This window comes from Sphingomonas sp. MMS24-J13 (genome assembly GCF_044905095.1).
GTDB lineage: Bacteria > Pseudomonadota > Alphaproteobacteria > Sphingomonadales > Sphingomonadaceae > Sphingomonas_I.
Window position 1 is genome coordinate 200,548 of record NZ_CP173258.1, and the last position, 25,397, is coordinate 225,944.

The window sequence follows — 25,397 nt, forward strand, 5'->3', positions numbered from 1 at the left end:
GGAGGATCCTGTTACTCGCCCGTCAATCTACGCTTATTCGGGCACGGATCGGCAGGGGCGGGAGCATCGAATAATTCTTTACGGGCGGGTGCGGACTTCGGTTCGTCGCAACGTCTATCAGGCACCGGACGGGGTTAAACGCTGACCCCACGGTGCGCCCGCTCCCCAGTGGCTCCCCCCGGGGCCGGGAGCGGGCCGCAGCCGGCCCAGGGGCGCATCATCGCGGCAATGTCCACCGAAACCGCAGGCTCTGCCACGTCACTGCGGGTTTTCCGTTGTGATCGACCAGCGGACGATATTTGCCGCGCGTGCGGATCATTGCGCACGCGGCCGTGTCGAGCGCGTCCGAGCCCGAGCTCTGAATGACCCGGCAATCCTTGATGTTACCGTCGGTCTCGACGCGGAAGATCATGAATACGGTCCCCTGCTGTCTCGCGCGTAAAGCCTCCTGCGGATAATCTTCATTGGTAAGCCAGGTGCTGGGGCCGGGCTTGGGCGCGTCCGGATCGGGGTGGACGTCGTTGTTCGCTTCGGCCGGATCGATCTTCCATGCCCGCAAACGATCGTCGACGCATTTCTGGACCGCATCGACAACATCAGGCGCGCCGCCAAGAGCGACGGTGAGCGATGTTTTGCCACCGCTGATGGTAAGGTCCCGCGCGGAAAGGAAGGGGGCCAACGTTGCGCGATCGATCGAAGCGCCGATGACCCAGGCACTGCCGCTCGTCAGCCCTTGTACGATCTGAATATTTGCGGGCGGCGTTCCCGGAACCGAGATGGTGCCGCGGCCGCCTATCTGATCATGCAAGGCGGGTGGCATGGCGACGAGAATTCGGTTTTGCCCCAAGACTCCGCGCACGAGGCTTACCGACAGGCGGTTCGATCCCGACGCGAAGGCGCGAGTCATCGTGCATTCGGCCGGGCCGATGTTCAGGCTCCATGGGGTCGTGGGCATCCACGGGTCGGCGGCGCGCGCAATCGTGGGCATGGCTAACAGCAAGCAGCCAAGCAGGACTTTTGGCATTATCACATCCCCCGGACGTTTCCCGTTGATCAAAGTGCAACCCATCATTTCACTATGCAAGCCATATCCCCTCCAGGGGGATAGGAAAACTCAATGAGGCATGCTAGGCGCCCGCCATGACTTCGCTCACCGATCTGCTCCAGCAAAGCGCCGCGCATGCGTGGCTGTTCATTCCCAGCGCGATCCTGCTCGGCGCGCTCCACGGGCTCGAGCCCGGCCATTCCAAGACGATGATGGCGGCATTCATCGTCGCGGTGCGCGGCACGGTGAAGCAGGCGGTGCTGCTGGGGATCGCGGCGACGATATCGCATACCGCGATCGTGTGGGTCGTGGCCCTCGGCGGCGTCTATCTGTTCCGCGGGCTGAGCCCGGACTCGTTCGAACCCTACCTCCAGTTCGCCTCGGGTCTGCTCATTATCGCCATAGCCCTGTGGATGCTCTGGCGGATCCGGCGCGAGCATGGCCACGACCATCATCACGAGCATGACCATCATCATGGGCATGAGCACCACGATCATCACCATCATCACGATGATCACGATCACGATCACGATCACGATCATGACCACCACCCCCATCACGATGACGACGACGAGACGCTCGATCATGTCCTCGACGTCACCGACGGCGGCTATCAGGACGCGCACGAACGCCAGCATGCCGAGGATATCCGGCGGCGCTTTTCGGGGCGCACCGTAACCACTGGCCAGATCATCCTGTTCGGCATCACCGGCGGGCTGATCCCATGCCCGGGCGCGATCACCGTGTTGCTGCTGTGCCTGCAGTTGAAGCGCGTCGTGCTCGGGTCGGTGCTGGTGCTGTGCTTCAGCATCGGGCTGGCCGTGACGATGGTCGCGTCGGGCGTGATCGCGGCGCTCAGCGTCAAATATGCCGAGAAGACCTTCTCGGGCTTCGGATCGATCGTGCGCAAGGCCCCTTATGTGAGCGGTCTCGTGATCCTGTGCGTGGGCATCTATGTCGCGTCGAGCGGCTGGCTGGCGCTGCCGCGATGAGCCACGCCGCCAACCCCGATCTCCTCAATCGCCTGCGCCGCGCGCACGGCCATCTCGCGGGGATCATGAAGATGGTCGAGGACGGCGAGGACGGGCTCAAAATCGCACAACAGATGCAGGCGGTCGTCTCCGCGCTCGAGAAGACCAAGACTTTGATCGTCACCGATCATATCGAGCATCATCTGGAAGATTTGATCGGGCCGCTGCCGATCGCGTTACGCGGCGAACTCGCCAAGCTGGGCGAGTTCGCCAAATATCTGTAATGGATCCCGCTCTTACGGGGATGACGGGGCAATCCGAGCTTGGCGGCCCAATTGCTATCAAGTTTCGATCAAGTTCCGCTTGCCTTTCCGGCCACGCATATCATGCTTGTCCCCAAAAGCGGGGATGCCATGGCGACACACGTCATATGCCTGGATGGCACGGGTCAGCAGAAGATCCAGTCGTCGCCAACCAATATCGCGCGGCTATTCGATAGCCTTGGCGGCACAGCCCAGGATGCCGGCAACGGATCCTTCGAGGTTTCGATCGGCGGCGCCAACGGCAAGTATCTGCCGGGAGTCGGTTCGCCCGGAAGCGGCACCTTGTCCGTGCTCGGCAACCTCTTCGGCGACGGCATCGCCGAACTCATCATCCGCGGCTACACCTTCCTCTCGCGCGTCTACAAACCCGGCGACGGGATCGTCATCACCGGCTTCAGCCGTGGCGCCACCGCTGCGCGGGCGCTGGCCGGGCTCGTGGTCGCGCGGGGTCCGCTCGACCCCACCCGCTACGACGTTTCGAACAAGGAACTGGCCTATCAGCGCGCGGTTGCCGCCTGGTATCTGTATCGCGGAGGACGGGGCGATCTGGCCAACCAGGCGCGCCTGCATCTGATCGGAAGCCTGACGACCCCGCTGCCGGCGCTGGCCGACGGTGATTTCGTCGGAGCAACGAAAATCGCCGCGATCGGCGTGTTCGATACGGTCAGTTCGCTCGGGCTGCCGCATATCGGCGCCGACGGGCCGGTTTTCGATTTCTCGATCTGCGACACCACCCTCAGCGACAAGGTCGGCAAGGGCTTTCACGCGCTGGCGGCCGACGAGACGCGCGAACTCTTCACCCCGACCTTCTGGGCGGCGGCCGCGAATGTCGAGCAGCAGATCTTTCCGGGGTGCCATTCGGACGTCGGCGGTGGTTATCCCGAGCGCGGTCTCGCCGATTGCGTGCTCGAATGGATGGTCGGCCGATTGCATTCCGTCGCGCCGGTGTTCGATCTTTCGCGGGTCCATGGGATCGCTCCGAACATCATCGATCTCGCGCACGATGAGACCCGCAAGCTGCCTTACATGTTGACGCCGAGCCGGGCTCGCGCCTTCCCGAAGGAGGCCTTGCTCAACCCCTTGGTCGGGCAGCGCCTTGGCCGGACCTGCACGATCGTGCCGGGCTTCGTGTCGCACACCTATACCCCGCGCGGGCGATATGCCGATGGAACCGAACTGATCCTGGCCGCGCAGGCGCACTGAAGGGAAGGGGCAGCGCGCGTGGGAAGCGGATCCACCTGACGGCCGGGCATCGCGTGCGACCGCTCCATTCCCACCGTGCCGGGGCGAACTGAAGTCATTGCGTTCCGAACGCTCATTGGAGGCGAGGCGGCTTATGTCCTGGATCATGAACCTGTTGCACGCAGCCGAGATCGAGGCCCACATGATCGGCGAGGGCGCACTGGCCGGCGCCGAACTGGCGGGCCAATTCGCGATGGTGTCGGGCGATGCCAGGGAACGTTTTGTCGCGGTACTCGGCGATCCCGCGGGCCAGCGTGCGCTGTTCGCATCTTTGCGTGCGTTCAAGCCCAATCTGGCGATCGAAAGGACATTGGTGACGTCCTATCCGTGTGAAGGCACGGTGATCGTCACGCGCGCCCAGGACGTGCGCGAGGTGCTCGATCGGCAAGGCGATTTCGCGGTCGTATACGAACCCAAGATGCGCAAGATCACCGGCGGCGCCAACTTCTTCCTCGGCATGCAGGATGGCGACGATTACCAGCGCGACACGTCGGTCATGCGGATGGCGGCCGCGCGTACCGATGTGGCCGATATCATCGTGCCGCTCGCGCGGGCCGAGGCGCAAAGGATCGTCGCGGCGAGCAATGGCACGATCGATCTGCCGGCGGCGCTCACCACCGTCGTACCCGCTTTGATGGTGCAGCAGTATTTCGGGATCGATACCGCGTCGCTCGCCGATCTGACCGAGTGGGCGACCGCGATGTTCTGGTATCTGTTCGTCGATCTCGCCGGCGATCCCGCGATCGAGGCGCGCGCGCTCGACGGCGCGGCCAAATGCCTGGTTGCGATCGACGCCGCGATCGCGAAGACCGAGCAGAATCCGGAGGGCCCGGTCACGGTGCTGCGCAGGGCGATCAAACTACGCGATGCGGGTACGGCGGGGCTGCAAGGCACGGGCATCCGCGACAATATGATCGGCCTCGTCATCGGTGCGATCCCGACCATCTCGAAGGCGTGTGTCCAGGCGCTCGACGGCCTGCTCGATCGGCCCGACGCGCTGGCCGAAGCGCAGGTGGCGGCCGCGCAAGGTAACGAGGCGGCGGTCGGCCGGGCGCTGTTCGAGGCGCTGCGCTTCAACCCGGTCAACCCGGTCATCTATCGCCGCGCGACCCGCGATTGCGTCATTGCCGAAGGTACTCTGCGCGAATGCGCGATCAAGCAGGATGCGATGGTGCTGGCGTCCAATCTCTCGGCGATGTTCGATCCCGCGGCAGTGGCCGATGCCGACGATTTCCGCACCGACCGGCCGTGGGACATCTATATGCTGTGGGGCTATGGCCTCCACCGTTGCTTCGGCGATGCGATCAATCAGGCGATCATCCCGGCCTTGATGACGCCGCTGCTGGCGGGCCGCCCGTTGGCGCGCGCCGAGGGAGACGCCGGGCATCCCGACAAGATGACGCCGTTCCCGCAGCATTTCACGGTGGCGTTCTGACAAGCGGCATGCAGAGCCTGGATGAAACGACCCTTCTACGCCTTATCCGTCCGGCGGCGGATCTGGCATCATCTTTTGCGGCACGCCGGCATAGGTTGCGGATCGAAGAAAAGGGACCCGGCGATTTCGCATCGGAGGCCGATCGTACTGTCGAGAACGCGATTCGCGCTGCGCTGCGCGCCGAGTATGGCGAGGTGGCAATCATCGGCGAGGAAGCGGGCGGGACTTTGGATGCGGCCGCGTCGGGGTGGGCGATCGATCCAATCGACGGTACGTCGAACTTTCTGCGCGGCCTGCCCCTGTGGGGTGTGTCGATCGGGCTGCTAGATCGCGGTACCTCGGTAGCGGGTGTCGTCGCGCTGCCAGAATTCGGGACGACGATCACCGCTATTCGCGGCGAGGGTGCGCGTTTGAACGGCGTTCTTTTGCCTTTGGCTCCGCCGGCGATCGGCGGGAAGCTGATCGCGCTCGGCGAAAACGAATTCGAGCCCGGCACCCAAACTGATCGCCGCGCGGATGCGCTCCGGCGCGAAGGCTACGCCGTCGTGCGCTATCGCTGCGCCGTGTTCGCGCTGATGAGCGCCGCACTCGGCCGGCTCGACGGCTATATCGAACATGGCTGCTGCCTGTGGGACATCGCCGCTGCAGCGGTCATCTGCCGCGAGGCGGGCATGGCTGTCACGGCGTCCGAAATCGCCCCGGGCCGATACGCTATCGATGCGCGCCGGGGTGGTTGAGACCCTTCTGAAGAAGCGAACGAACTCCAAGCACGACGAAGCACTAAAAGCTCTTCTCGTGCCGCGAAGGGTGCCTTAATTAGCCGCAAGCCGCCAGCAGCGAAACGAATGGGGTGCGTCCGCCGGTCGCGGGGAGCCCGCGCGGTCGATCGGATCGGCGATTGCCTTGCCGCTTGCGACATCGAGCACGCGGATCGAGGGATCACCACGCGGCTGTGTCTATACAGGTTCTCAACTACGCTCGCACCCCACTCGACGCAAACGGTGCAAGATTTAAGGTCGCCGGCCGGGAAGCCGCAACTGCGCTCCAAGCACCACCAGCGGCACCAAGGTCAGCAGGAAAAACAGATGATACCAAAGCGGCAGGCGCGCGCCGATCTGGATGTGGCTGGGCAGGAAGAGCGCCAGCATCACCAGCCCGACGATCCATGGCGCCATCCGGCTTGCCGGTGCGATCAGGCGCGTGACGAAGCCGGCGCCCAGCGAGGCGATTACCGCCAGCGATAACCGCGCGATCTTCATAGGCAGGGTGAAAAGCAATGTCGGCTCGGCCTCGCGATAGCCGGGTATGCCGTAGCGCACGCCGATATCGAGGATCGTCGCAACCACGGCCCACGTCACCAGTCCCGCGATTACGCCCAGGAATGTCCGCACCACGGTCACCCTCCACCATCCTTGCCGATTTATTCCGATTCGATTAGTTTAATTAAACTATGAAAGCAAGATTGATCATTCTCGGGATGCTCCATCGCGGCGATCTCCACCCCTATGAAATCAAGCGCCGGCTCGAGGCGGCGATGGTCGAATGCTATCTCGATCTGGATGTCGGCACGCTCTATTATGCGATCCGCCAGCTCGAGAAGGATGGCGGGATCGAGGCGGTCGCGCAGGAGCGCGTCGCGCGCGGCGGGGTGCGGACGATCTACCGCATCACCGACAAAGGGCGCGCCGAATTCCAGGCGGGTTTCTTCCGCCAGTTCGAGGATGATGGCCCGGCGCCGCAGGCGCATTATGGGGCGATGCTGTTCCTGCACTGCGTCGATCCCGGCCGGCTGGCTGAAGCGATCCGCACTCGCATATCGCGGCTGGACGATCTGATCGCCAAGCTGGGGCCGATCCGGGAGCAGATGGGGCCGACGCTGCCTTTGGGCGGCGATTTCCTGTTCCGCCATATCGAGCGCCAGCGGCGCATGGATCGGGAATGGTTGGGGGAATTGCTGGAGGCGGTGGAGGGTAGTTGAAGCGCAGCCGCGTCAATAAATTACCCGTCGTGCTGAACTTGTTCAGCATCCACCGCGCGTGCCGCACCGTCCGTGCAGGTTGCCTGGTGGATGCTGAAACGAGTTCAGCATGACGAAGAAGGTAAATGCGTCAGCCTTCACCTCACTTCGCCGGAGGCGGCGCGGGATACGCCCCGGCCTCGCTCATCTTCGGCGCGAACACCTTGCCCGTCACCGGATTGGGGTAGTGGAACGGCACGATGTAATAATTCGGATAGGTCAGATAGACGACCGACGGCGGCAGATCCGGCGGCGGCGCGAAGCTTTCCGGCCGCGTATTCGGAACCGCGTCATGCCCCCAGCCGGCCCAGGACGAATACATGGTGAAAGGCCCATGGAGCTTGGAAATCTTCCACACCCCATTCTCCTTGCGATATTCGTTCTCGTAGAGCGGAATCCCCCAGCCGCCGTTGCTCATCACGAAGGCGCGCATGCGCTGCTTGCCGTGGATCCCGTCGGGGTCGACATCGGCGATCGGCTGATATTGCATATGGTTGATGATGCTGCCCTCCTTGATCCCGTCGGGACCGAAGGCCTTCTGCATATATTCCAGCACGCGCGGTTTGCCGACGAAGATGCCGCGGCCGCCAATCTCGAGCGTCGCATCGTCGGTGAACAGTTCGGAGAGTTGCGTCCACTGCGCCTTGTCGACGAAGTAACCGTAAGCGCGCTGGACGCGCTCGATCGCGTTGGCATCCTCCAGCCGGGTGATGCGCTTGTCGAGCGCGGCGAGCCTCTCGGCGGCGCTCTCGGCGTGCGCGGAGGTGGCGATCAGGGTGCCCGCAAGGGCAAGAGCGGCAATCCTTCGCATCACTTCCTCCCCAATACGCTGTCGGCGGGTGGCGTCACCGGGATCGGCTTGCCGGTGACGGGATGCACATAGTCGAACGGCGGAATGTAGACCCCCGGATAGGATCGGTAGACTTCGGTCGGCGGCCGATCGGGTGGGAGTAGTGCGCTCGGCCCTTCTGCCGGGATCGCCGATTTGGTCCAGCCGAGATCGTAGTCGGTGAAGCCGGTGACGTAGAAGTGGAGCTTGGCGATCTTCCACACGCCACGCTCCTTCGCATAATCATTCTCGTACGTGCCCTCGCCCCATTGGCCATTCTGGTTGGGCCGGGCGAGCTGGACCATGCCGCGCCAGCGCGCCTTGGCGGTGAGGCCGTCGGGCGCGACCGTGATGATCGGCTGGAGCTGCATATGCTCGTTGAGCCAGCCTTTCTGCTGCCCTTCGGGCCCGAGCAGCAGCAGCGCGCGGCGGATATGATCCTTGCCGATATAGACGCCGCGCTGGCCATATTCGAAGCTGCCGGTCGCGGTGAAGAGGTCGGCGACCTCGCCCCACAATCCCTTATCGAGATAATAGCCGTAGGCCGCCTGCAGATTCTCGATCGCGTCGAGATCCTTGAGCAGATCGGCGCGGTGCTGAAGCTGCGCGAGCTTGACCTCCAGCTCGGCATTGCTCTGCGCGTAAGCGGGCAGGGCGGCGGTCGCGAGCAGCGCGGCGAGAACGAGCTTCATGGCCGTTTCTCCGCATGGATCTTGCCCGTCACCGGATTGGGGTAGGAGAAGGGCGCGAGCTGCGGATCGGGGAAGGGCTTGTACGCCACGGTCGGCGGTCGATCGGGCGGATAGGCCTTGGCGACATCGCTCCGCCAATCGCCGTTCACCGGCTTCAGCCGCGCCCAGCCCTGCTCGAACGGCGCCACGAAGTTGACGAACAGATGAAGGCTGGCGATCTTCCAGACGCCCCCATCGTTCACATAGCCGTTCTCATAGACGCCGGTCCGCCACGACGCGCTCTGCTGGAACTGGCCGAACATGCCGAGATCGCGCCAGCGCGCCCTGGCGGTCATCCCGTCCGCGCTCACATTCACCACCGGCTGGAGCTGAAGCCATTCGCCGAGCTGGCCCCATTGCAGGCCCGGTTTGCCGCCGCCGAGCCGCTGGAGATAGTCCCTGATGCGCGCCTTGCCGGCATAGACCCCGTCCATGCCGATCTCGACCGTGCCATTGTCCGCGAACAGGTCGGCCGCCTCGTCCCAGAGGCCGCGATCCATGTAATAGCCGAAAGCGCGCTGGAGCTTCTTGATCGCGCGGCTGCCCTCGAGCCGGTCGACCTCGGCCGAAAGCGCTTCGATCCGCGCATCCAGCGAAGTGCCCCGCGCCGGGGCGGCCAACGCCGACCCCGCCTGAAACAGTCCGAACAGGATCGCGACGCACGCCGCCACGCTTGGCGCTTTCGCTCGTTTCCGCATTCTCTCCGCCCTCGTTGTTGCGGGAGTCCACACCGGCGCGCTTGCCCCCTTTATCGCTTTTACCTAGTCTGAAGCATCCGGGGAGGCCTTGATTGCGCTAGCGTGTAGAATTGTCGCAGCTGGAATCCATAACCACCGAGGAGAGCACCGCGCTGCTGGATCTGAGCGCCGTGGAGCAGGAAAGCCGCGCCTCGGCCTGGGTGGAGGCGGTGCCGTCGCTGTTCCCAGGGCTTTCGGTGCGCCGCATCGACGACCATGCCAGCAACGGCGATATTCGCCGCATCGTCATGGGTGGCGGCTCGTTGTGGGCGGTGCGGTCGCCGTCGTCGGGGGTGAGCTATACACCGTCGCGGCTGGTCGAGACGCCTGGCATCAGCTTGCTGATGCAACGGACCGGCAAGACTCTGGTCAACCAGCAACGGCGGACGTGCGCGCTCGACGCGGGCGACATTTGCGTCCTCGACGAGCAGTTTCCCTTCACAATGGAAGGCGAAGGGAGCGGCGAGTTCGTTTTCCTGCGCATGCCACGCCTAACCGTGCTCAACCGCAACCCGCATCTGGAGCACCAGACCGCGGTTGCGTTGCTCTCGGTCGAGCCGGCGGTGAGTCTGGTCGGCCAGACCTTGGCGGCGATCCTGCTGACTGCACCCTTCATGCGCGAGAGCCAGCGTCGCGCAGCGGTGGTGGCGATGATCGAATTGCTCGGCACGATCGAGGCGCGCGGCGAAGAGGGGGCGGGATCGGCCTGGTGGCGGGTGCAGGCGGCCTTGTCCTATATCGAACTCAATTTCGCCACGCCGGGGCTGAGCGCCGAGGATGTCGCGCAGGCGCAGAGGATCAGCCGCCGCCGGCTCGATCAATTGCTGCGAGAGGCGATCGGGCTGACCATCACCAGCCAGATCTGGAAGAGGCGGCTCGATCAGGCGGCGGCGGACCTGGCCGATCCGTCGCGCGCACAGGTGACTGCCGCGCAGATCGCCTTCGCCAACGGCTTCGAGGATGCAGCCCATTTCACCCGCGCGTTCCGGCGGAGTTATGGCCACTCGCCGCTGCAGTGGCGCAATTTCTGTAGAGGTGAGACGCCCCAATAGATCCTCCACGGCCCGGGCAGGAGTCTTTGAGGCCGCATTTTGCCTATCGTTGCCGCGAAATTTCCGCGACCGGTCGCGCGTGCAATTCTCATGAGATGTGGCTTTCCGACAGCAATGGCCGTCGCCCCTTTCGAAAGAATGCCTGCCATGCAGATGTTTCCCCAGCCCAAGCCCCAGCCGGAGCCCGAATTCCCGCTCGTCGAAAACGCGTTCGCGCCCGAATTGCTCGTCACAGGGGCGGCGGGGATGTCGCTGATCAACGGGCTGCTCACGATCACGTTCGAGAGCCTCCATTGCGATCATTCGAAGACGCCGCCGCCGGTCGAGCGCGTCGTGGTCGGGCGGCTGGCGATGCCGGCGGCATCGGCGCAGGCCTTGCTGGTCGGGCTGCACCATTTCCTCGGGCAGCACGGCCTCAATCCGCTGCAGCATCCGCAGGAAACGCGCCAGTAATCTGGCAACAATGCGCGGTACCGCGGCTTCAATGCGGCCGCGGCGCGCTTGTTTTGTCGAGGCGGATCACCCCGATCCCCTTTTCGATCGCGATCGTCGTGCCGAACGGGGCCGACAGGCGCTGCAGGCGGGCGAGGATCTCGGCGCCAATGGACGCGTCCGCCATGTGCGGCACGCCGCGCCCCGCGCCCTGGGCATGGACGCCCAGATCGATCGGGTAGAGCAGGATTTCCGCAATCATGCCGTCGCGAAAGCGCGATACCGCGATCACCGTTTCATACAGGTTCGGATCGCTGAATTCGTTCGCATTGCGTGCCTGCAGCAGTTCGGGCGTGGTGACGCTGCCCGGCTTCACGCCGAATTGCCGGAACATATCGGCCGGCACATCGTCGAGCGAATTGTTCATCATCGCGAAGTTGCCGAGCGAATAGAAGATCGGCTTGCCCTTATAGATCTCGATCCCGCGCAATTGATGCGGGCCATGGCCGATGAAGATGTCGGCGCCGGCATCGATCGCCTTATGCGCCAGATCAGGCGCGAAATTGGCCGGGGTCTGGCTGGCATTGCCCGGCTCGTGATTGTGGAGCGAGAAGATCACGAAATTGCCGTTCTGGTGCGCCTGCCGGATCGACAGGAGATTGGCGTCGGTATCCGCGCGATCGAGATCATAGGTGACCGTGGCCGGGCTGACCGGCGCCGCCGTTGCGCGAAAGACGCGACTGCCGATCTTCACCGGCGCCCCCGCCTTGATGCCCGCGATCCGCGCCAGTGCCGCCAGATCGCCGTCCGAGACGAGCGCGATCTCGGTCGAGCGGATGACGTTCGCCCCGGCGCGGCCCGGCACGCTGCCGACCGGATCGGCGGCGGGCGACATGGGGGTGAAGCTGGTCGTCGCGGAGACGAGCCCGATGCGCCCCTTCGCCGCATCCAGATAACGCGGCGCGCGTGCTGCACTCATCGATGCCCCGGTGCCCGCATGGACGATATCGGCCGCGTCGAGCAGGTCCATCGTCGCGGCCATGCCTTCCACACCCCAGTCGGTAGTGTGGTTATTGGCCTCGCTCACGATGTCGATGCCCATTCCCGCCGCGTCTTTCGCGACGCGCGGATCGGCCAGCATCCACGTGCCGCCGGATTCGGCCTGGGGTGCGCCGCGGAAGGTGGCCAGATCGAACGCGCTCGTCTCGAAATTGGCGAAAGTGACGTCGGCGCCGCGCAGGATGTGCAGCATATCGGGCGACTGCTTCTCGATCGTCGCCAGCATCGGGCGGAGGTAGATGAGGTCGCCGACGGCGGCGAGGGTGAAATTCCCCGCCAGCGGCGCGTGCGGCACAGCTGCGATGGTCAGGCGATCCTTGCTATCCTGCGCGATCACGGGGTGGGGCGCCAGAAAGGCTGCCGCACCGGCAATCAGCAGGCCAAGGGGGCGATGGGTCGCGCGGCGCATCAGCTTCGGCTCCGGGGCTATCGGTCGAGGTAGCCCGGAAGCCTATGGCGATTGGCTGTCACCAGCCTGTCATCATCCCCGGATGGTCGGCCCTGTAAGGCCCGCGGCAAGCGCGCCGGTCGCCGCCGTGGCCCGGTCCGGCCTCAGCATCGCGCGTGCGCCCCGAAGATTGCTGAAGACAGCAAGGCCCGGCCCGCACGATCGGGACGATCGGATGTCTTTTTTACTGCTCAGACGATGCGGTTTGGCGGGAATCGTTACCGCGAAATTTCGAAACCTTGCAATGCGCCCGCCGCGGCCTGGAACTGCACCTCGGCGCGAACGCCTTTGCCGTCGGGACCGGCCGCCAGCGTTACGATCGCGTCCATGCGCGCCGCAAGCGAGCGGACGATCGGCAGGCCGAGGCCGGTGCCGGCCGGCCCGTCCTGACCCTGCAGGCGTGTGAACCTTTCCCAGGCGCGGTCCCTGTCCGCTTCTGGAATGCCCGGGCCGTCATCGATGATGGCGATCACGGCCCGGCCGTCGCGCCGGCCGACCTCGACCGAGACGAGGCCATCGGGGCGATTGTAGCGAATCGCATTGTCGATGAGGTTGCCGATCAGTTCGGCCGCCATTAGCGGCTCCCCCAGCGCGATGAAGGGGCCGTCGGCTGCCTCGTCATAGCCGATGTCGAGATCGGCGGGCGCGCGGGCCATGGCGGTGGCGAGCGCCTCCTGCGCGACCACGGTGAGATCGAACGGACGCATCAGGCCCGGCGGCCGCTCCTCACTGCGCGCGAGCACGATCAATTGGCCGAGCAATTTCTCCAGCGTGCCAATCGCATCGGGAATGTCGATCAGCGCCGCTTTGCCCTCGGGCGAGGCCGGGCCATAGCGCTCCAGCACGTCGAGGTGGACGCGCGCGATCGCGAGCGGGGTGCGCATCTGATGCGATGCATTGGAGGTGAATTCGCGCAGCGATCGGGTGACCTGCTCCAGCCGTGCCATCAGCTCGTTGAAGGCCGAAATGAACGGCATGGTCTCGCGCGCGGCGGCGGGGGGCGCGGCAAGGCGGAAGGCCAGCGACGGGTCCTGCTGGGCGGTCTCGATCTGGCGCGCCAGCTGGAGCAGCGGACGGAGGCCCCACAGGATCGCGGCCCAGAACAGGCCGATCGATACCAGCAGGGTACCGGCCGCATAGAGCAGCACGTTGAGGAAGGTCCGGCGCTCATAGGCGCGGCGATCGTCGATATAATCCGCGATCTGGAGCGCGATCACCCCGTCGAAACCGGCGGTCCGGCGATATTCGACAGCGATGCGGGCGGGCCGGCCGTGAAACAGGCCGGTGCGCAGATAGGCGGCCTGGATAACGCCCGCGGCATCGCGCGGATCGGCATAGCCGCGCACGAGGCGCGTATCGCGATAGGCATTGGTGAAAATCGTGGGCGGATGGCGATCAATCCGGTCGGTCGCGGTGGCGCTGTAATCCGCCGGCGGGCGCAACGCGGGATCGCCGGCGATCAGCCGGTCCCCCAGATAGACGCTGTAATGGACCTCCGGGCGTGCGCGCCGGCGCAGCAGCTTGATGGTCAGCGGAATGATGCGTCCCCGCAGATCGGGTGGGCTGTTGTAAGCGAGACTGAGCGTCCGCACCGATCCGATCAACACCCGATCAACCGTGTTCGCCTCGGTATCGTGGGTCACCCACAAAGTGATACCCCCGAAGAGCATCACGAGCGCGGTGAGCGGCACCATCACCGCGCCGGTGAGCCGTGCGCGCAGCGATCCGCGTCTCTGCATCACGCCGGCGGGCGTTGTCACGCCGTCTCGATGATATAGCCCAGCCCGCGCACGGTGCGGATCGCGGGCCCGTGCGGCTGGAGCTTGCGGCGCAACCGACCGACATGGACTTCGAGTGCATTGGGCGCGACCTCGTCGTCGAAGTCGAATATCTCCGCCGCCAGCCTTTCCTTGGCGAGAATCTTGCCCGGCCGGCCCATCAGCGCCTCCAGCACCGCCATCTCGCGTCGGCGCAACGCCAGCATTTCGCCGTTGAGCCACGCCGTGCGACTCGACCGGTCGAGCGTCAATGAACCGATCCGGATAATCGGGTTGGGCGATCCCAGGCTGCGGCGGATCAGCGCGCGGACCCGCGATTCCAGCTCACGCGGATCGAACGGCTTGACCATATAATCGTCGGCTCCGTTGTCCAGGCCGATGATCCGGTCCTCGGTGCAGCCGCGCGCGGTCAGGATGATGATCGGGGTCGAAACACCGCGGCGGCGGAGCGATTTGAGTAGATCGAGCCCGTCGATATCGGGCAGCCCCAAGTCGAGGATGATCGCGCCATACGGCTCTTGCTGGACAACGGCGAGCGCGCTGTCGCCGGTGGGGAAGATATCGACCGCGAAGCCGGCGGCATGAAAGGCGGCCGCCATGCCGCGCGCCAGCCGTTTATCGTCTTCGACCAACATTAACCGCATAGGTTCATACCTCGCTCGATTTCTGTGATCCTCTCCTTAACGGCCCGTTAACGACTTTTATGTCGGCACACGCTGCAAGGCGAATCCCGGCTGGCCGAAAGCACCAGCTGTGTGATTGTTATCACACATATCGATGCCTACCCGACAATGCAGCGGTGTGACAGGTTCGTGACAGGCTCGCCGGCTAGCACCCCAATGACGCTCTGCGAACGCCCCCTTCCGAGGCTGCGCAGGCAGGGCCGGGGAGTGGCGAACGGGTTCGGGGACGAGGCGAGTGATCGCCCGTTCCACAAGGGGTGATGTATCATGACCGGCCTTCCTTCCGCCGCAAAGGCGGCCCTGGTGCTCTGTGCTTCGGCAATGGCGGTCGCATCCGCCGCACCGGCTGCGACCGATAAGTCGGCGGGGCTCGATGCGATCTTCGCGCACTGGAACGGCAAGACCAGCCCGGGCTGTGCGGTGGCGGTGTCGCTGAACGGCGCGCCGATCGCGTTGCGCGCTTATGGCATGGCCGATCTGGAACGCGGCATCCCGGCAACGCCCAATTCAATCTATGAAGCGGGGTCGGATTCCAAGCAGTTCGTGGCGGCGGCGATGGTGATGCTGGCGCGCGACGGCAAGCTTTCGCTGGACGATGATGTCCACAAATATCTGCCCGAGCTTCCCGATTATGGCGCCAAGCTCACCCTGCGCGACATGCTGCATCATATCAGCGGGTTGCGCGACTGGGGTTCGGTCGCTGCGGTCGAAGGATGGCCGCGCAACAGCCGCACCGCCGACAATCAGGACGTGCTCGATATCACGGCGCGGCAGAAGGAACTGAACTTCGCCCCAGGCACCCACTATCTCTACAGCAACACCAACTTCAATCTGGCCGCGATCATCGTTGCGCGGGTGAGCGGCCAGTCGCTCGCAGACTTCACCCACGACCGGATCTTCGTGCCGCTGGGCATGACCCACACGACGTGGCGCGACGATCATAGCCGCGTCGTCCCTGGCCGGACCGGCGCTTATGACGCCTCGCCCTCGGGCTATCGCAACGATCAGGTGATCGAGGACGCCTATGGCAATGGCGGGCTGCTCACCACGGTCGGCGATCTCGTCAAATGGCAGGCCGCGCTCGACACCAGCACGTTCGGCCCCGGCTTCACCGACGAGATGCAGCGCCCTGGCATGCTGCGCAACGGCACGAAGATCGCGTACGCGCTGGCGCTGGTGAACCTCGATCATCATGGCGAGCGTGAGGTCAGCCATTCGGGCTCGACCGGCGGCTATCGCGCCTGGATGGCCCGCTATCCCGATCGCAAGCTGGCCGTGTCGCTGCTGTGCAATGCCAGCGATGCCGATACGTCGACTCTCGGCCGGCAGGTGGCCGATCTCTATCTCCCCGCGCATCCTGCTAGGCCGTTCGTGCCGACCACGCCGCTGCCAGCCGGCACCTGGGCCGATCGCCTGACCGGCTATCCCGTCCGCTTCGAAACCGACGCGCAGGGCCGGCTTCGCGCCAACGGGCGGGTCGTCACGCCGGTCGGACCGGGGCGCTGGGCGTTGCGCGAGGATGTCTTCGCTTTCTCCGGCCAGACTTTGGTGCGCGAAAGCCGAGAGGGCGAAAATCTGCCCGCCGACAAGGTCGATGCCGTGACCGATCTCGATCCGGCACCCTATCTCGGCCGCTATTGCGGGGTCGATACGCAGGCCTGCGTCACCGTGACCGCCGACGGCAAGGCGCTGCGCTTCAGCGGCCCGCGCTGGCACGATCATGCGCTCAAGGCGGCCTATCGCGACGTTTTCGTCGGCGATGGCGCACCGCAATCGTCCGAGATCGTGCTCAAGTTCAAGCGCGACGCAGCAGGCCGGATCGACAGCATCCGTCTCGGCGAGAGCCGCGCTTTCGACCTGCTCTTCCGCCGCACGAACTGAACATCATCGGGCGACAGGGGCTCAAGCTCCGCCCCGTCTGGATCCTGAAATCGCAGAAAACCGCACCTCAAGTTGGGAAACAATCATGTCCGTCCATCGTGATCGTCTTCGCCGCGTCAGCCTTCTTGCCAGCGCCGCCGCTCTCCTGGCCCCTGCGGCGGCCATCGCCCAGACCGGCGACGGCGCCGCCGATCCCGCGGTGCCCGCGGGGACCGAAATCGTCGTGACCGGCTCGCGCATCGACAAGGCCGGCTTCCAGGCGCCGACGCCGACCACCGTGCTCGGCGCGACCGATCTGCGCCAGGGCGCACGTCCCAGCATCGCGCAGACGCTGAACGATCTGCCGCAATTCCGTGCGACGCAGACGCCCGCCAGCACCGTCGCCAACACCAATTCCAGCGCGTCGGCGATGGACCTTCGCGGCCTGGGCGTCACCCGTACGCTGACGTTGCTCAACAACCGCCGTTTCACCGGCGCGGCCGATCTCAACACTATTCCGCAGGGGCTGGTAAAGAAGGTCGAGGTCGTCACCGGAGGCGCCAGTGCCGCCTGGGGGTCGGGCGCGATCGGCGGCGTGGTCAATATCATCCTCGACGACGATCTGACCGGCCTGACGCTCGGCGCGAAGAGCGGCATCTCCAGCCGCGCCGACGGCTTCCGCTACGGCTTCGATGCCTCGTACGGCACGAAATTCGCCAATGATCGCGGTCACTTCATGATCGGCAGCGAATATCAGCAGGATGAGGGCATCCTCGATCGCAACTCGCGCAAGAATGTCGGCAGCACCGCCTTGTTCTCGCCGGTCGGCGGCGCGCATCAATATATCCTCGCGCGCGACGTCAATTACTCGACCTTCGGGCTCGGCGGCCTGGTCACGTCGGGCAGCCTCGCGGGCAAGACCTTCAATGCCGACGGCACGCTGCGCGCGTTCCAATATGGCAGCATGGTCAGCGGCACGTCGATGGTCGGCGGCGAGGGCGTCTCCTCGACCGACGAATATGCGCTGACCAACCCCTATCAGCGCGTCAACGTCTATGCGCGCAGCAGCTTCGAGGTGGGCGACGCCAAGCTCTGGGTCGACGGCAGCTTCAGCAAGATCTGGGCGACCTATCCTTTCTATGCCGAGACCGGCACCTACACGATCTCCGCCAGCAATCCGTTTCTGTCACAGACGATCCGCAACCAGCTTGCCGCCGCGCGCGAGACCAGCATCAAAGTCGGCCGCGTGTTCGAGGATTATGGCTACCGTACCTTCGGTTATTATCGCCGCAACATCGAAGGGGCGGCCGGGGTCGACGGCACGATTGCCGGCAAATGGCGCTACAGCGTCTATTACAACCATGGCGAATTGCGGAACATGCAGAGCTACCGCAACCAGATCACCGGCGCGAACCTCACTAAGGCGCTGGATGCGGTGACCGACAGCAGCGGCAATATCGTCTGCCGCGTTGCGCTGACCGATCCGACCACCGCCTGCCGGCCGCTCAACATCCTCGGCACCGGCACCGCCAGCCAGGCGGCGATCAACTATGTGTTCGGTAACAAGGCGCGCGCGGTCTACACCACCAAGCTCGACAGCACCGGCGCCAGCCTGCGCGGCGACGCGTTCGATCTGTGGGCGGGACCGGTCTCGATCGCGGTCGGTGGTGAGGCGCGTTGGGAGAAGCAGGTCACCAACAGCCTCGACGCCACGTCGGCGGCGTCGGGCTTCAGCCGCTTCAACTTCTCGCCGCTCAACGGCGGATTCAACGTCCAGGAGGGCTTCGGCGAAGTCGCGGTGCCGTTGCTCGATCAGCCGTACAGCAAGCTCGATTTCAGCGGTGCCGCGCGGTACAGCCATTACAGCACCAGCGGCGGCATCTGGTCGTGGAAACTCGGCCTGACCGATCGTATCTTCGACAATCTGCTGTTGCGCGCTTCGCGCTCGCGCGACATCCGTTCGGGCAGCCTGGCCGAGCTTTATACCACGCTTACCACCAGCTTCACGACGGTGGCCGAGGGTGGCAAGACCTACAGCATCACCCGTTATGGTGGCGGCAATGTCGGGCTGAAGCCCGAGATCGGCACGACGACGACGATCGGCGCGGTCTTCACGCCGAGCTTCATCCCGCGCTTCAACCTCTCGGTCGACTATTACAGCATCAAGATCCGCGGTGCGATCGTCTCGCTCGCCGCGCAGGACATCGTCTCGGGCTGCGCATCGGGCAGCACGTCGCTCTGCAGCCAGATCGTTCGGGATTCGACGGGCGCGCCGACGACGATCTACACGACCTACATCAACCTCGCCGAATACAAGACCCACGGCATCGACGTCGAGGCCTCGTACCTGCTGCCGATGAGCGAGATCGGCAATATGCCGGGCTCGCTCCGCTTCCGCGCGCTTGCCACCTACGTGCCCGAGGTGAAGATCAACAATGGCCTGACCTCGGTCGATCGTGCGGGCGACGTCGGCGACAATGTCACCTTCGGCACGCCGAAGTGGCGCGGCACCGGTGCGGTTACCTATCAGGGCAAGGATCTGTCGATCGATGCGCGCGTCCGCTATGTCGGCGGCGGCAAGTTCGATCATACGCTCGATATCGCCAACAACGATATCGCCGCGCGGGTCTATGTCGATGTTGGCGCCCAGGTGAATATCGACAAGCTCACACTGTTCGCGAACATCGACAATCTGTTCGATCGCGATCCGCCGCTCACTACCTACGGTTCGATCCATTACGATCCGATCGGCCGTTATATGACGGTGGGTGCGAAGCTGCACTTCTAGTATCCGGCCCGCCACATCGGGAATAGAGAGGGCCCGGCGATCGCAGGATCGCCCGGCCTGCTCATATCTGGCGTCGGACGGCGCCGGCCCCTTCCATTTGCGACAATTCACAACGCTAGCTCGATCAACGCTTAGTTGCTCGGGCTGGCGTACCCGGCTGTCGCAGACATCGAACAAGTCCGCGTGCAAAAGCGGCTGTCGGTGGCGGTCCGTCGCGACACGGATCGAATGGAAGGGGATGATCGGCAACCGCCCGACGGGCGCACATCCTCCTCTCTCTGCAGCGAACGAGAGATCCGGCGGCCATTGGCGAGCCGGAACGAAGGGGAGAGGGGATTATGCATATTCCGATGGGAAGGATGGCCAGCGCGCACTTCGGCGCATCTGCGCTGGCGATGATGGTTACGGCTCTGGCGGCGGTCCCCGGCCATGCCCAGACGGCACCCGCGACCACCCAGCCGGTCAACAGCACCGACAAGACCGAGGATGCGCCCGCAGCCGCAGCCGGCGTCCCCGAAATCGTCGTCACCGCACAGTTCCGTCAGCAGAGACTGCAGGATACGCCGCTCGCGATCACGGCGGTCAACGCCGCCTTGCTCGAATCCCGCAGCCAGACCCGTCTCGTCGATGTGACCCAGCAGGCGCCGAGCGTGCAGCTCCAGCCGACCATCGCGGGCGCCGGCAAGGGCATGACCGCCTTCATCCGTGGCCTCGGCCAAGGCGATATCAGCCCCGCGGTCGAGCCGGGCGTCGGCATCTATGTCGACGATGTCTATTTCGCGACCTTGACCGCCTCGATCTTCGATCTGGTCGATCTGGATCGCATCGAGATCTTGCGCGGGCCGCAGGGCACGCTCGCCGGCATGAATTCGGAAGGCGGCGCGATCAAGCTCTACTCGCGCAAGCCCGAAGGCCATGGCGGCTATATCGAGGCGACGCTCGGGGACTATAATCGTCGCGACGTCAAGGCGAGCGCGGACTTCACGCTCGTCCCCGACACTTTGTTCGGGCGCCTGTCGGGCATCTACCGGTCGAGCGACGGCTATGTGACGAGGCTCGATTACGCCTGCACGCATCCCAGCGATCCCTACGTGGTCTCGGGTGCGCTCAAATCCTCGACCGTCAGCAAGGGCTGCAAGCTCGGCACGATGGGCGGGCAGGATACGAAGGCGCTGCGCGGCTCGCTCCGCTGGGCACCCAGCGATCGGCTCGAGGTCAACGTCATCGGCGATTATACCCGCGACGATTCGGAGGCGCAGGCGACCACTTTGCTGCGCGCAGCGGCCAATCCCGCGACGACGACCGCCTATCAGGGCGTGCCTTACGACAATCGGTTCGTCCCCTACGGCGTCAATCGTGGCGATACGGTGAAGAACGATCCGTACATCACCTACGCCAATTTCTACGATCCCGGCGTCACCTACGCGGCGCTCAACGCGTCGGGCGCGCCCAACCCCGCCAAGCCCAACGGCCCGTTCCAGGCGCCCGCGATCGCACAGGTGCGCGGCTGGGGCGTGTCGGGCACGATCGATTACAAGTTCAGCGACGACCTCTCGTTCAAGTCGATCACCGGCTACCGCAAATATACCAGCCCGGCCGGCGATGACGGCGACGGTTCGCCGGTCGCCTATATCCAGGAATCGCAACTTTTCCGCCATCGTCAGGTGAGCGAAGAGGCGCGCCTCAACGGCAAGCTGTTCGACGGGCGGATCCAGTTCACCATCGGCGGGATCGTCTTCCATCAGCGCACTGAATATTACGACAAGAACGATACGCCGTTCGCCGGCTTCGGCACACCGTCGATGCCGACGTTCGCCTTCATTCAGGACGATTTCGTCACGCTCAACCAGCAGGCGGGCTTCGGCAACATCACCTGGAACGCAACCGACAAATTGACCTTCGAAGGCGGCATCCGTGCCACCCACGAGAAGAAGGAATACACGTTCGGCCGCTATGCGTTCGACGGCAGCGGCGAGCCCTACACGCCGCTCAGCAACCCCGCCAACCCGCTCAATGGACGGGTCGGCAAATATGCCGGCACGATCGTCGATTATCGCGCGGTCGCGTCCTACAAATTCACCCCCGACATCCTCGGCTATTTCCAGTTCGCGACCGGCTTCAAGGGCGGCGGCATCGGCCCGCGGCCTTACTTCCCCGAACAGATTCTGGGCTTCGGGCCGGAGAAGGTCCATTCCTATGAAATCGGCGAGAAGGCCGATCTGTTCGATCGCAAATTGCGCATCAATGCCGACGTCTATCACATGGATTTCTCGGGCTATCAGGGGACGCCCAACGTGTGCGTCGACGCCAGCGGCAACGCGCTGCCGGGCCTGCCCGGCACGCCTGGCCTCTGCGGCGAGATCCTCAATCTCGGCGACGCGAAGTTGAACGGCGTCGAGGGCGAGATCACCGCCCGCCCGGTGAACGGCCTGAGCATCGAGGGCTCGATCAGCTACAACGATTTCAAGTTCCAGAATCCGAACATCAAGACCAACGAGTTCAAGAAGGGCGATACCCGTCCCGGCATCGGCAAGTTCAAATATAGCGCGGCGATCCAGTATGAATTGCCGGTCGGTGCGTTCGGGACGCTCACCCCGCGCGTGGACTTCGTCCATACGCCTGGCTTCTGCGGCAGCCTGGCGGCCTTGTGCGTGACCGATCCGATCCGCCACGTATCGAGCTACAATCTGGTCAACGCGCGGATCACGTTCCGCTCGGCGGATCGCAACTGGAGCCTTGCGGTCGCGGTCACCAACCTCACCGACAAACTCTATTATTACAACAAGATCGTGACCTCCTACGCCGCCGGACAACCGGGCGCGCCGCGGCAGTTCGCGGTTACCCTGCGCAGGAATTTCTGACGCAGGCGACGTGCCGCCAGACCTTGGCTCCTCTCCTGGTCTGGCGGCATGGTACGAGAAGCGGCAAAGAGGGCGTCGAAGCCGGCTTCAGCCGGACAGGGGAGGGTGTGATGCGAAGAACCGCCTTGTGGGGCAGCGCGCTGGCGCTGGCGATCGGGGCGACCGCGCCCGCTTCGGCGCAGGCGCCGGGCGCCCGCAGTGCGGTCATCTCCACCGCCTGCATGCGCGATTGCCTGATTGGCCATGTCCGCGCCTATATGAAGGCGCTGCTGGCGCGGAACCCCGCCGCCCTGCCGGTGGTGGACGACATCATGTTCACCGAGAATGACGTCGCCATGCCACTGGGTGAAGGCCTGTGGGGCACGATCGACTATGTCGCGCCGACGGGGCTCGAGGTAGCGGATGCCGAGACCAAGCAGGCGGCGTGGTTCGGCGTCGTGCGCGAACATGGCAATCCGGCCTATCTCGGCCTGCGCATCCACGTCACCGACGACGGCAGGATCGACGAGGTCGAAAGCGTCGTCCACCGCAAGACCGGATTGCCCGCGCCGTTCGGCGATCCCGACAAGGTCGAGCACGATCCCGTCTTCCAGGATGTGCTGCCGATCGAGCAGCGCCGGCCGCGCCAGCGGCTGATGGCGGTGGCGGATAGCTACTTCAACACGGTCGAGCAGAATGACGGGCAGGTGTTCGCGCCGTTCGACGACGAATGCGGCCGACTGGAGAATGGCATCAGCACCACCGCCGCCAAGAACGGGATGGGCGCGGCCAGCATCGCCAGCGGGTGCGAGGCGCAGTTCAAGCTCGGCATCTATCGCATCAACAAGCGCGTGCGCGAGCGCCGCTTCCCTCTGATCGACGAGGAGCGCGGAATCGTCGTGGCGACCGGCTTCTTCGATCATGCCAATGCGTTCGACCAGTACAAGCTCACCAACGGCAACACGATGAAGACCGCGCTCAAGTGGCCCAATTCGATAACCTTGCTGGAGGCATTCCGGATCCGCGACGGCAAGATCCATCGGGTCGAGGCGATCTTCACCTACGTGCCTTACTTCATGCATAATCCGTGGGAGGACCGGAAGTGAGCCGCGCTGCGATGCTTCTGGCAGCGGCGTTGCTGCTCGGCACGCCGGTCGAAGCGGCCAAACCAAGGCCCGCGGAAGCGGCACCGGCCGGCTGCGGCACCGCTTGCCTCGGCAAACTCGCCGATGCTTTTCTGGCCGGGCTGATCAGTCGCAAGCAGGGCGCCGACGTGCCCTGGACCGATCGCGTCCGTTATACCGAGAATGGCGTCGGCATGACGGTCGGCGACGGCATCTGGGCGACGGTGACCGCGCGCACGGCCACGCCGCTGGTGATTGCCGATCCCGCGACCGACAGCATCGTCTGGATCGGCGGGATCGAGGAGCATGGCCAGCCCGGCTGGCTCGCGCTGCGCCTCAAGGCATCGGGCGGGCGCATCGCCGAGGCCGAGGCGATCATCCGCCGCAAGGAGGGGCGACCGCCTTATGCAGATCCAACGGGCTTCGCGCGCGACGGAAGCTTCGGCCAGGGAGCAGGCGCGCGCCTGCCGCGGGAGCGGCTGATCGGACTGGCGCAGGGCTATCTCAACAGCATCGCCGCCAATGACGGCACATTGCTGACCCGTATCGCGCCCGGCTGCGAGCGGACCGAGAATGGACTGACCACGACGAGCGGCGGCGCGTCGATGGCCAAGCTCGCCACCGGCTGCGAGGGCCAGATCAAGGCCGGCCTGTTCCGTGACGTCGATCGCCTGCGTGGGGTGGCTTTCCCGGTGGTGGACGAAGAACGCGGGCTGGTCGTCGCGATCGGCATGCGCGATTATTCGGGTCGCATGGCGACGCTCACCACCACCGGCGGGCAGAGCTTCCCTGCCGATACCGCCTTCCCGCACTCTTACGCCTTCGCGATGGTGTTCAAGATCAGTGACGGTGCGATCGCACGGATCGAGGAGATTTCGACCGACGTGCCTTATTACATGCCTGCCTGGAAGGCCCGCTGATGCGCCTGCTATCGCTTCTCGCCGCGTGCAGCTTTGCCACGGCGGCAGTCGCCGCCGATGACGTGCGGATCGACGATGTCCACGTCTATCCCGAAAGCCTGTCGGCCGATCGGGCAGGGCGGCTCTATATCGGCAGCGTCAAGGGCGTGGTCTTCCGCACCGCGCCCCAGGGCGATCTGGCCGAGCCGTGGATTCGGCCCGATGCGGACAACGGTATCCTCGCGCTGCTCGGCGTGCTGGTCGATGAGCGCGCGCACACTTTGTGGGCTTGCTCGTCGCCGATGCCGTTCCGCGTGCCGCCCGCGGCCGGCACTTCGGCCTTGCTCGCGTTCGATCTCGCCACCGGCAGGATCAAGGCACGCTACGAATTCCCCGCACCGGCATCGGCCTGCAACGACATCACGATCGCACGCGACGGCACCGCTTATGCGACCGACACGCCCAATGGCCGCATCTTCGTCCTGAAGCGTGGCGCGAAGGCGCTGGCGCTCTATGCCCAGGACGCGAAGCTGAAGGGGGTCGACGGCATCGCCTTTGCCGGCGACGGCACGCTCTACGTCAACAATGTCCAGGCCAATACGATGCTGCGGATCGATCGCAAGGCAGATGGTGCTTTTGCAGGCCTGACCGAACTCGCGCTCTCGCAGCCAGTGAAGGGCCCGGACGGACTGCGGTTGCTAAGCGGCAATCGCTTCCTCCAGGCCGAAGGTGGATCGGGCAAGATCACGCTCGTGACGATCATCGGGGATAAGGCGACGATCACCGATCTGCGCACCGGGCTCGATTCCTCCCCTGGTGTCACGCTGGCGCGGGGCCGGGTCTATGCGGTCGAGGGCAAGATCCAGTATCTGTTCGCCCCAGGCTTCAAGGGCAAGGAGCCGGGGGCGTTTCTGGCACGCGCGATCGAGTTGCCGGGCGGGAAATAATAGGGCTGGGCCCCAAATAACGCGGTTCGTGTCGGGCAGCTTCGAGCCTGGCGAGGACCCGTATCGAAATACCAAAGTCGTTCCCCGCCTTCGATCTGCTTGCCCTGCAGACGATATCGCAGGTTCCGGCCGAATGGGGCCGGACCGCCGATGCAAT

The 25,397-nt window shown here is 64.8% G+C and carries 22 protein-coding genes; 14 read left to right on the forward strand and 8 right to left on the reverse strand.

Going from position 1 to position 25,397, the window contains the following annotated elements:
- Positions 1-217: 217 nt before the first annotated feature.
- Positions 218-1,024 carry an energy transducer TonB gene (locus AB4Z44_RS00880; protein ID WP_404712209.1) on the reverse strand — a complete coding sequence of 269 codons (807 nt, stop codon included), beginning with the start codon at positions 1,022-1,024 and terminating at the stop codon, positions 218-220.
- A gap of 116 nt (positions 1,025-1,140) precedes the next feature.
- Here AB4Z44_RS00880 and AB4Z44_RS00885 point away from each other — a divergent pair, with 116 nt between their 5' ends.
- The 5 genes from AB4Z44_RS00885 to AB4Z44_RS00905 all read left to right on the forward strand — a co-directional run bounded on the left by AB4Z44_RS00885 (position 1,141) and on the right by AB4Z44_RS00905 (position 5,753).
- Complete coding sequence (locus tag AB4Z44_RS00885; RefSeq protein WP_404712210.1) at positions 1,141-2,037, forward strand: nickel/cobalt efflux transporter; 897 nt, start codon at positions 1,141-1,143, stop codon at positions 2,035-2,037.
- Positions 2,034-2,300, forward strand: a complete 267-nt coding sequence (locus AB4Z44_RS00890) for a metal-sensing transcriptional repressor (protein WP_404712211.1) — start codon at positions 2,034-2,036, stop codon at positions 2,298-2,300. The genes AB4Z44_RS00885 and AB4Z44_RS00890 overlap by 4 nt, the downstream gene beginning before the upstream one ends.
- Before the next feature lie 129 nt (positions 2,301-2,429).
- A complete protein-coding gene (locus AB4Z44_RS00895) occupies positions 2,430-3,542 on the forward strand; it encodes a phospholipase effector Tle1 domain-containing protein (protein ID WP_404712212.1) in 1,113 nt (370 codons plus the stop codon).
- Positions 3,543-3,675: 133 nt separating this feature from the next.
- Positions 3,676-5,016 carry a cytochrome P450 gene (locus AB4Z44_RS00900; RefSeq protein ID WP_404712213.1) on the forward strand — a complete coding sequence of 447 codons (1,341 nt, stop codon included), beginning with the start codon at positions 3,676-3,678 and terminating at the stop codon, positions 5,014-5,016.
- Positions 5,017-5,024: 8 nt separating this feature from the next.
- A complete protein-coding gene (locus tag AB4Z44_RS00905) occupies positions 5,025-5,753 on the forward strand; it encodes an inositol monophosphatase family protein (RefSeq protein WP_404712214.1) in 729 nt (242 codons plus the stop codon).
- Between the two features lie 273 nt (positions 5,754-6,026).
- Here the strand turns inward: AB4Z44_RS00905 and AB4Z44_RS00910 are convergent, their stop codons facing one another.
- Complete coding sequence (locus tag AB4Z44_RS00910; RefSeq protein ID WP_404712215.1) at positions 6,027-6,410, reverse strand: hypothetical protein; 384 nt, start codon at positions 6,408-6,410, stop codon at positions 6,027-6,029.
- A gap of 68 nt (positions 6,411-6,478) precedes the next feature.
- On the opposite strand from AB4Z44_RS00910, the gene AB4Z44_RS00915 reads away from it, so the two are divergent.
- Positions 6,479-6,994, forward strand: coding sequence for a PadR family transcriptional regulator (locus AB4Z44_RS00915; RefSeq protein ID WP_404712216.1), 516 nt, complete (start codon positions 6,479-6,481; stop codon positions 6,992-6,994).
- A gap of 142 nt (positions 6,995-7,136) precedes the next feature.
- On the opposite strand, the gene AB4Z44_RS00920 is transcribed toward AB4Z44_RS00915, so the two are convergent.
- The 3 genes from AB4Z44_RS00920 to AB4Z44_RS00930 are packed head-to-tail and all read right to left on the reverse strand — an operon-like array spanning position 7,137 to position 9,291.
- Positions 7,137-7,844, reverse strand: coding sequence for a nuclear transport factor 2 family protein (locus AB4Z44_RS00920; RefSeq protein ID WP_404712217.1), 708 nt, complete (start codon positions 7,842-7,844; stop codon positions 7,137-7,139).
- Positions 7,844-8,554, reverse strand: coding sequence for a nuclear transport factor 2 family protein (locus AB4Z44_RS00925; protein WP_404712218.1), 711 nt, complete (start codon positions 8,552-8,554; stop codon positions 7,844-7,846). Before AB4Z44_RS00925 ends, AB4Z44_RS00920 begins: the two co-directional genes overlap by 1 nt.
- Positions 8,551-9,291: a nuclear transport factor 2 family protein gene (locus AB4Z44_RS00930; RefSeq protein WP_404712219.1), complete on the reverse strand. Its 741-nt coding sequence runs from the start codon at positions 9,289-9,291 to the stop codon at positions 8,551-8,553. Before AB4Z44_RS00930 ends, AB4Z44_RS00925 begins: the two co-directional genes overlap by 4 nt.
- A 110-nt stretch (positions 9,292-9,401) precedes the next feature.
- Between AB4Z44_RS00930 and AB4Z44_RS00935 the strand changes: the two genes are divergently transcribed.
- A complete protein-coding gene (locus tag AB4Z44_RS00935) occupies positions 9,402-10,382 on the forward strand; it encodes a helix-turn-helix domain-containing protein (RefSeq protein ID WP_404712220.1) in 981 nt (326 codons plus the stop codon).
- A 147-nt stretch (positions 10,383-10,529) separates the two neighbouring features.
- On the forward strand, positions 10,530-10,835 hold the full coding sequence (locus tag AB4Z44_RS00940) for a hypothetical protein (protein WP_404712221.1): 306 nt from the start codon (positions 10,530-10,532) through the stop codon (positions 10,833-10,835).
- Between the two features lie 28 nt (positions 10,836-10,863).
- Here the strand turns inward: AB4Z44_RS00940 and AB4Z44_RS00945 are convergent, their stop codons facing one another.
- From AB4Z44_RS00945 to AB4Z44_RS00955, 3 genes are all read right to left on the reverse strand, one after another.
- Positions 10,864-12,282, reverse strand: a complete 1,419-nt coding sequence (locus AB4Z44_RS00945) for a CapA family protein (RefSeq protein WP_404712222.1) — start codon at positions 12,280-12,282, stop codon at positions 10,864-10,866.
- Between the two features lie 257 nt (positions 12,283-12,539).
- Positions 12,540-14,081: a sensor histidine kinase gene (locus AB4Z44_RS00950; protein WP_404712223.1), complete on the reverse strand. Its 1,542-nt coding sequence runs from the start codon at positions 14,079-14,081 to the stop codon at positions 12,540-12,542.
- The gene (locus AB4Z44_RS00955) at positions 14,078-14,743 is read right to left on the reverse strand and encodes a response regulator (protein WP_404712224.1); all 666 of its coding nucleotides are present in this window, start codon (positions 14,741-14,743) and stop codon (positions 14,078-14,080) included. The genes AB4Z44_RS00950 and AB4Z44_RS00955 overlap by 4 nt, the downstream gene beginning before the upstream one ends.
- Before the next feature lie 306 nt (positions 14,744-15,049).
- Between AB4Z44_RS00955 and AB4Z44_RS00960 the strand changes: the two genes are divergently transcribed.
- The 6 genes from AB4Z44_RS00960 to AB4Z44_RS00985 all read left to right on the forward strand — a co-directional run bounded on the left by AB4Z44_RS00960 (position 15,050) and on the right by AB4Z44_RS00985 (position 25,240).
- On the forward strand, positions 15,050-16,663 hold the full coding sequence (locus tag AB4Z44_RS00960) for a serine hydrolase domain-containing protein (RefSeq protein WP_404712225.1): 1,614 nt from the start codon (positions 15,050-15,052) through the stop codon (positions 16,661-16,663).
- 85 nt (positions 16,664-16,748) lie between these two features.
- Positions 16,749-19,430: a TonB-dependent receptor domain-containing protein gene (locus AB4Z44_RS00965; protein ID WP_404712226.1), complete on the forward strand. Its 2,682-nt coding sequence runs from the start codon at positions 16,749-16,751 to the stop codon at positions 19,428-19,430.
- 359 nt (positions 19,431-19,789) lie between these two features.
- On the forward strand, positions 19,790-22,291 hold the full coding sequence (locus AB4Z44_RS00970; protein WP_404712227.1) for a TonB-dependent receptor: 2,502 nt from the start codon (positions 19,790-19,792) through the stop codon (positions 22,289-22,291).
- 110 nt (positions 22,292-22,401) lie between these two features.
- Positions 22,402-23,376, forward strand: a complete 975-nt coding sequence (locus AB4Z44_RS00975) for a hypothetical protein (protein ID WP_404712228.1) — start codon at positions 22,402-22,404, stop codon at positions 23,374-23,376.
- Positions 23,373-24,314, forward strand: a complete 942-nt coding sequence (locus AB4Z44_RS00980) for a hypothetical protein (RefSeq protein ID WP_404712229.1) — start codon at positions 23,373-23,375, stop codon at positions 24,312-24,314. The genes AB4Z44_RS00975 and AB4Z44_RS00980 overlap by 4 nt, the downstream gene beginning before the upstream one ends.
- A complete protein-coding gene (locus AB4Z44_RS00985; protein WP_404712230.1) occupies positions 24,314-25,240 on the forward strand; it encodes an SMP-30/gluconolactonase/LRE family protein in 927 nt (308 codons plus the stop codon). Before AB4Z44_RS00980 ends, AB4Z44_RS00985 begins: the two co-directional genes overlap by 1 nt.
- Positions 25,241-25,397: the final 157 nt, after the last annotated feature.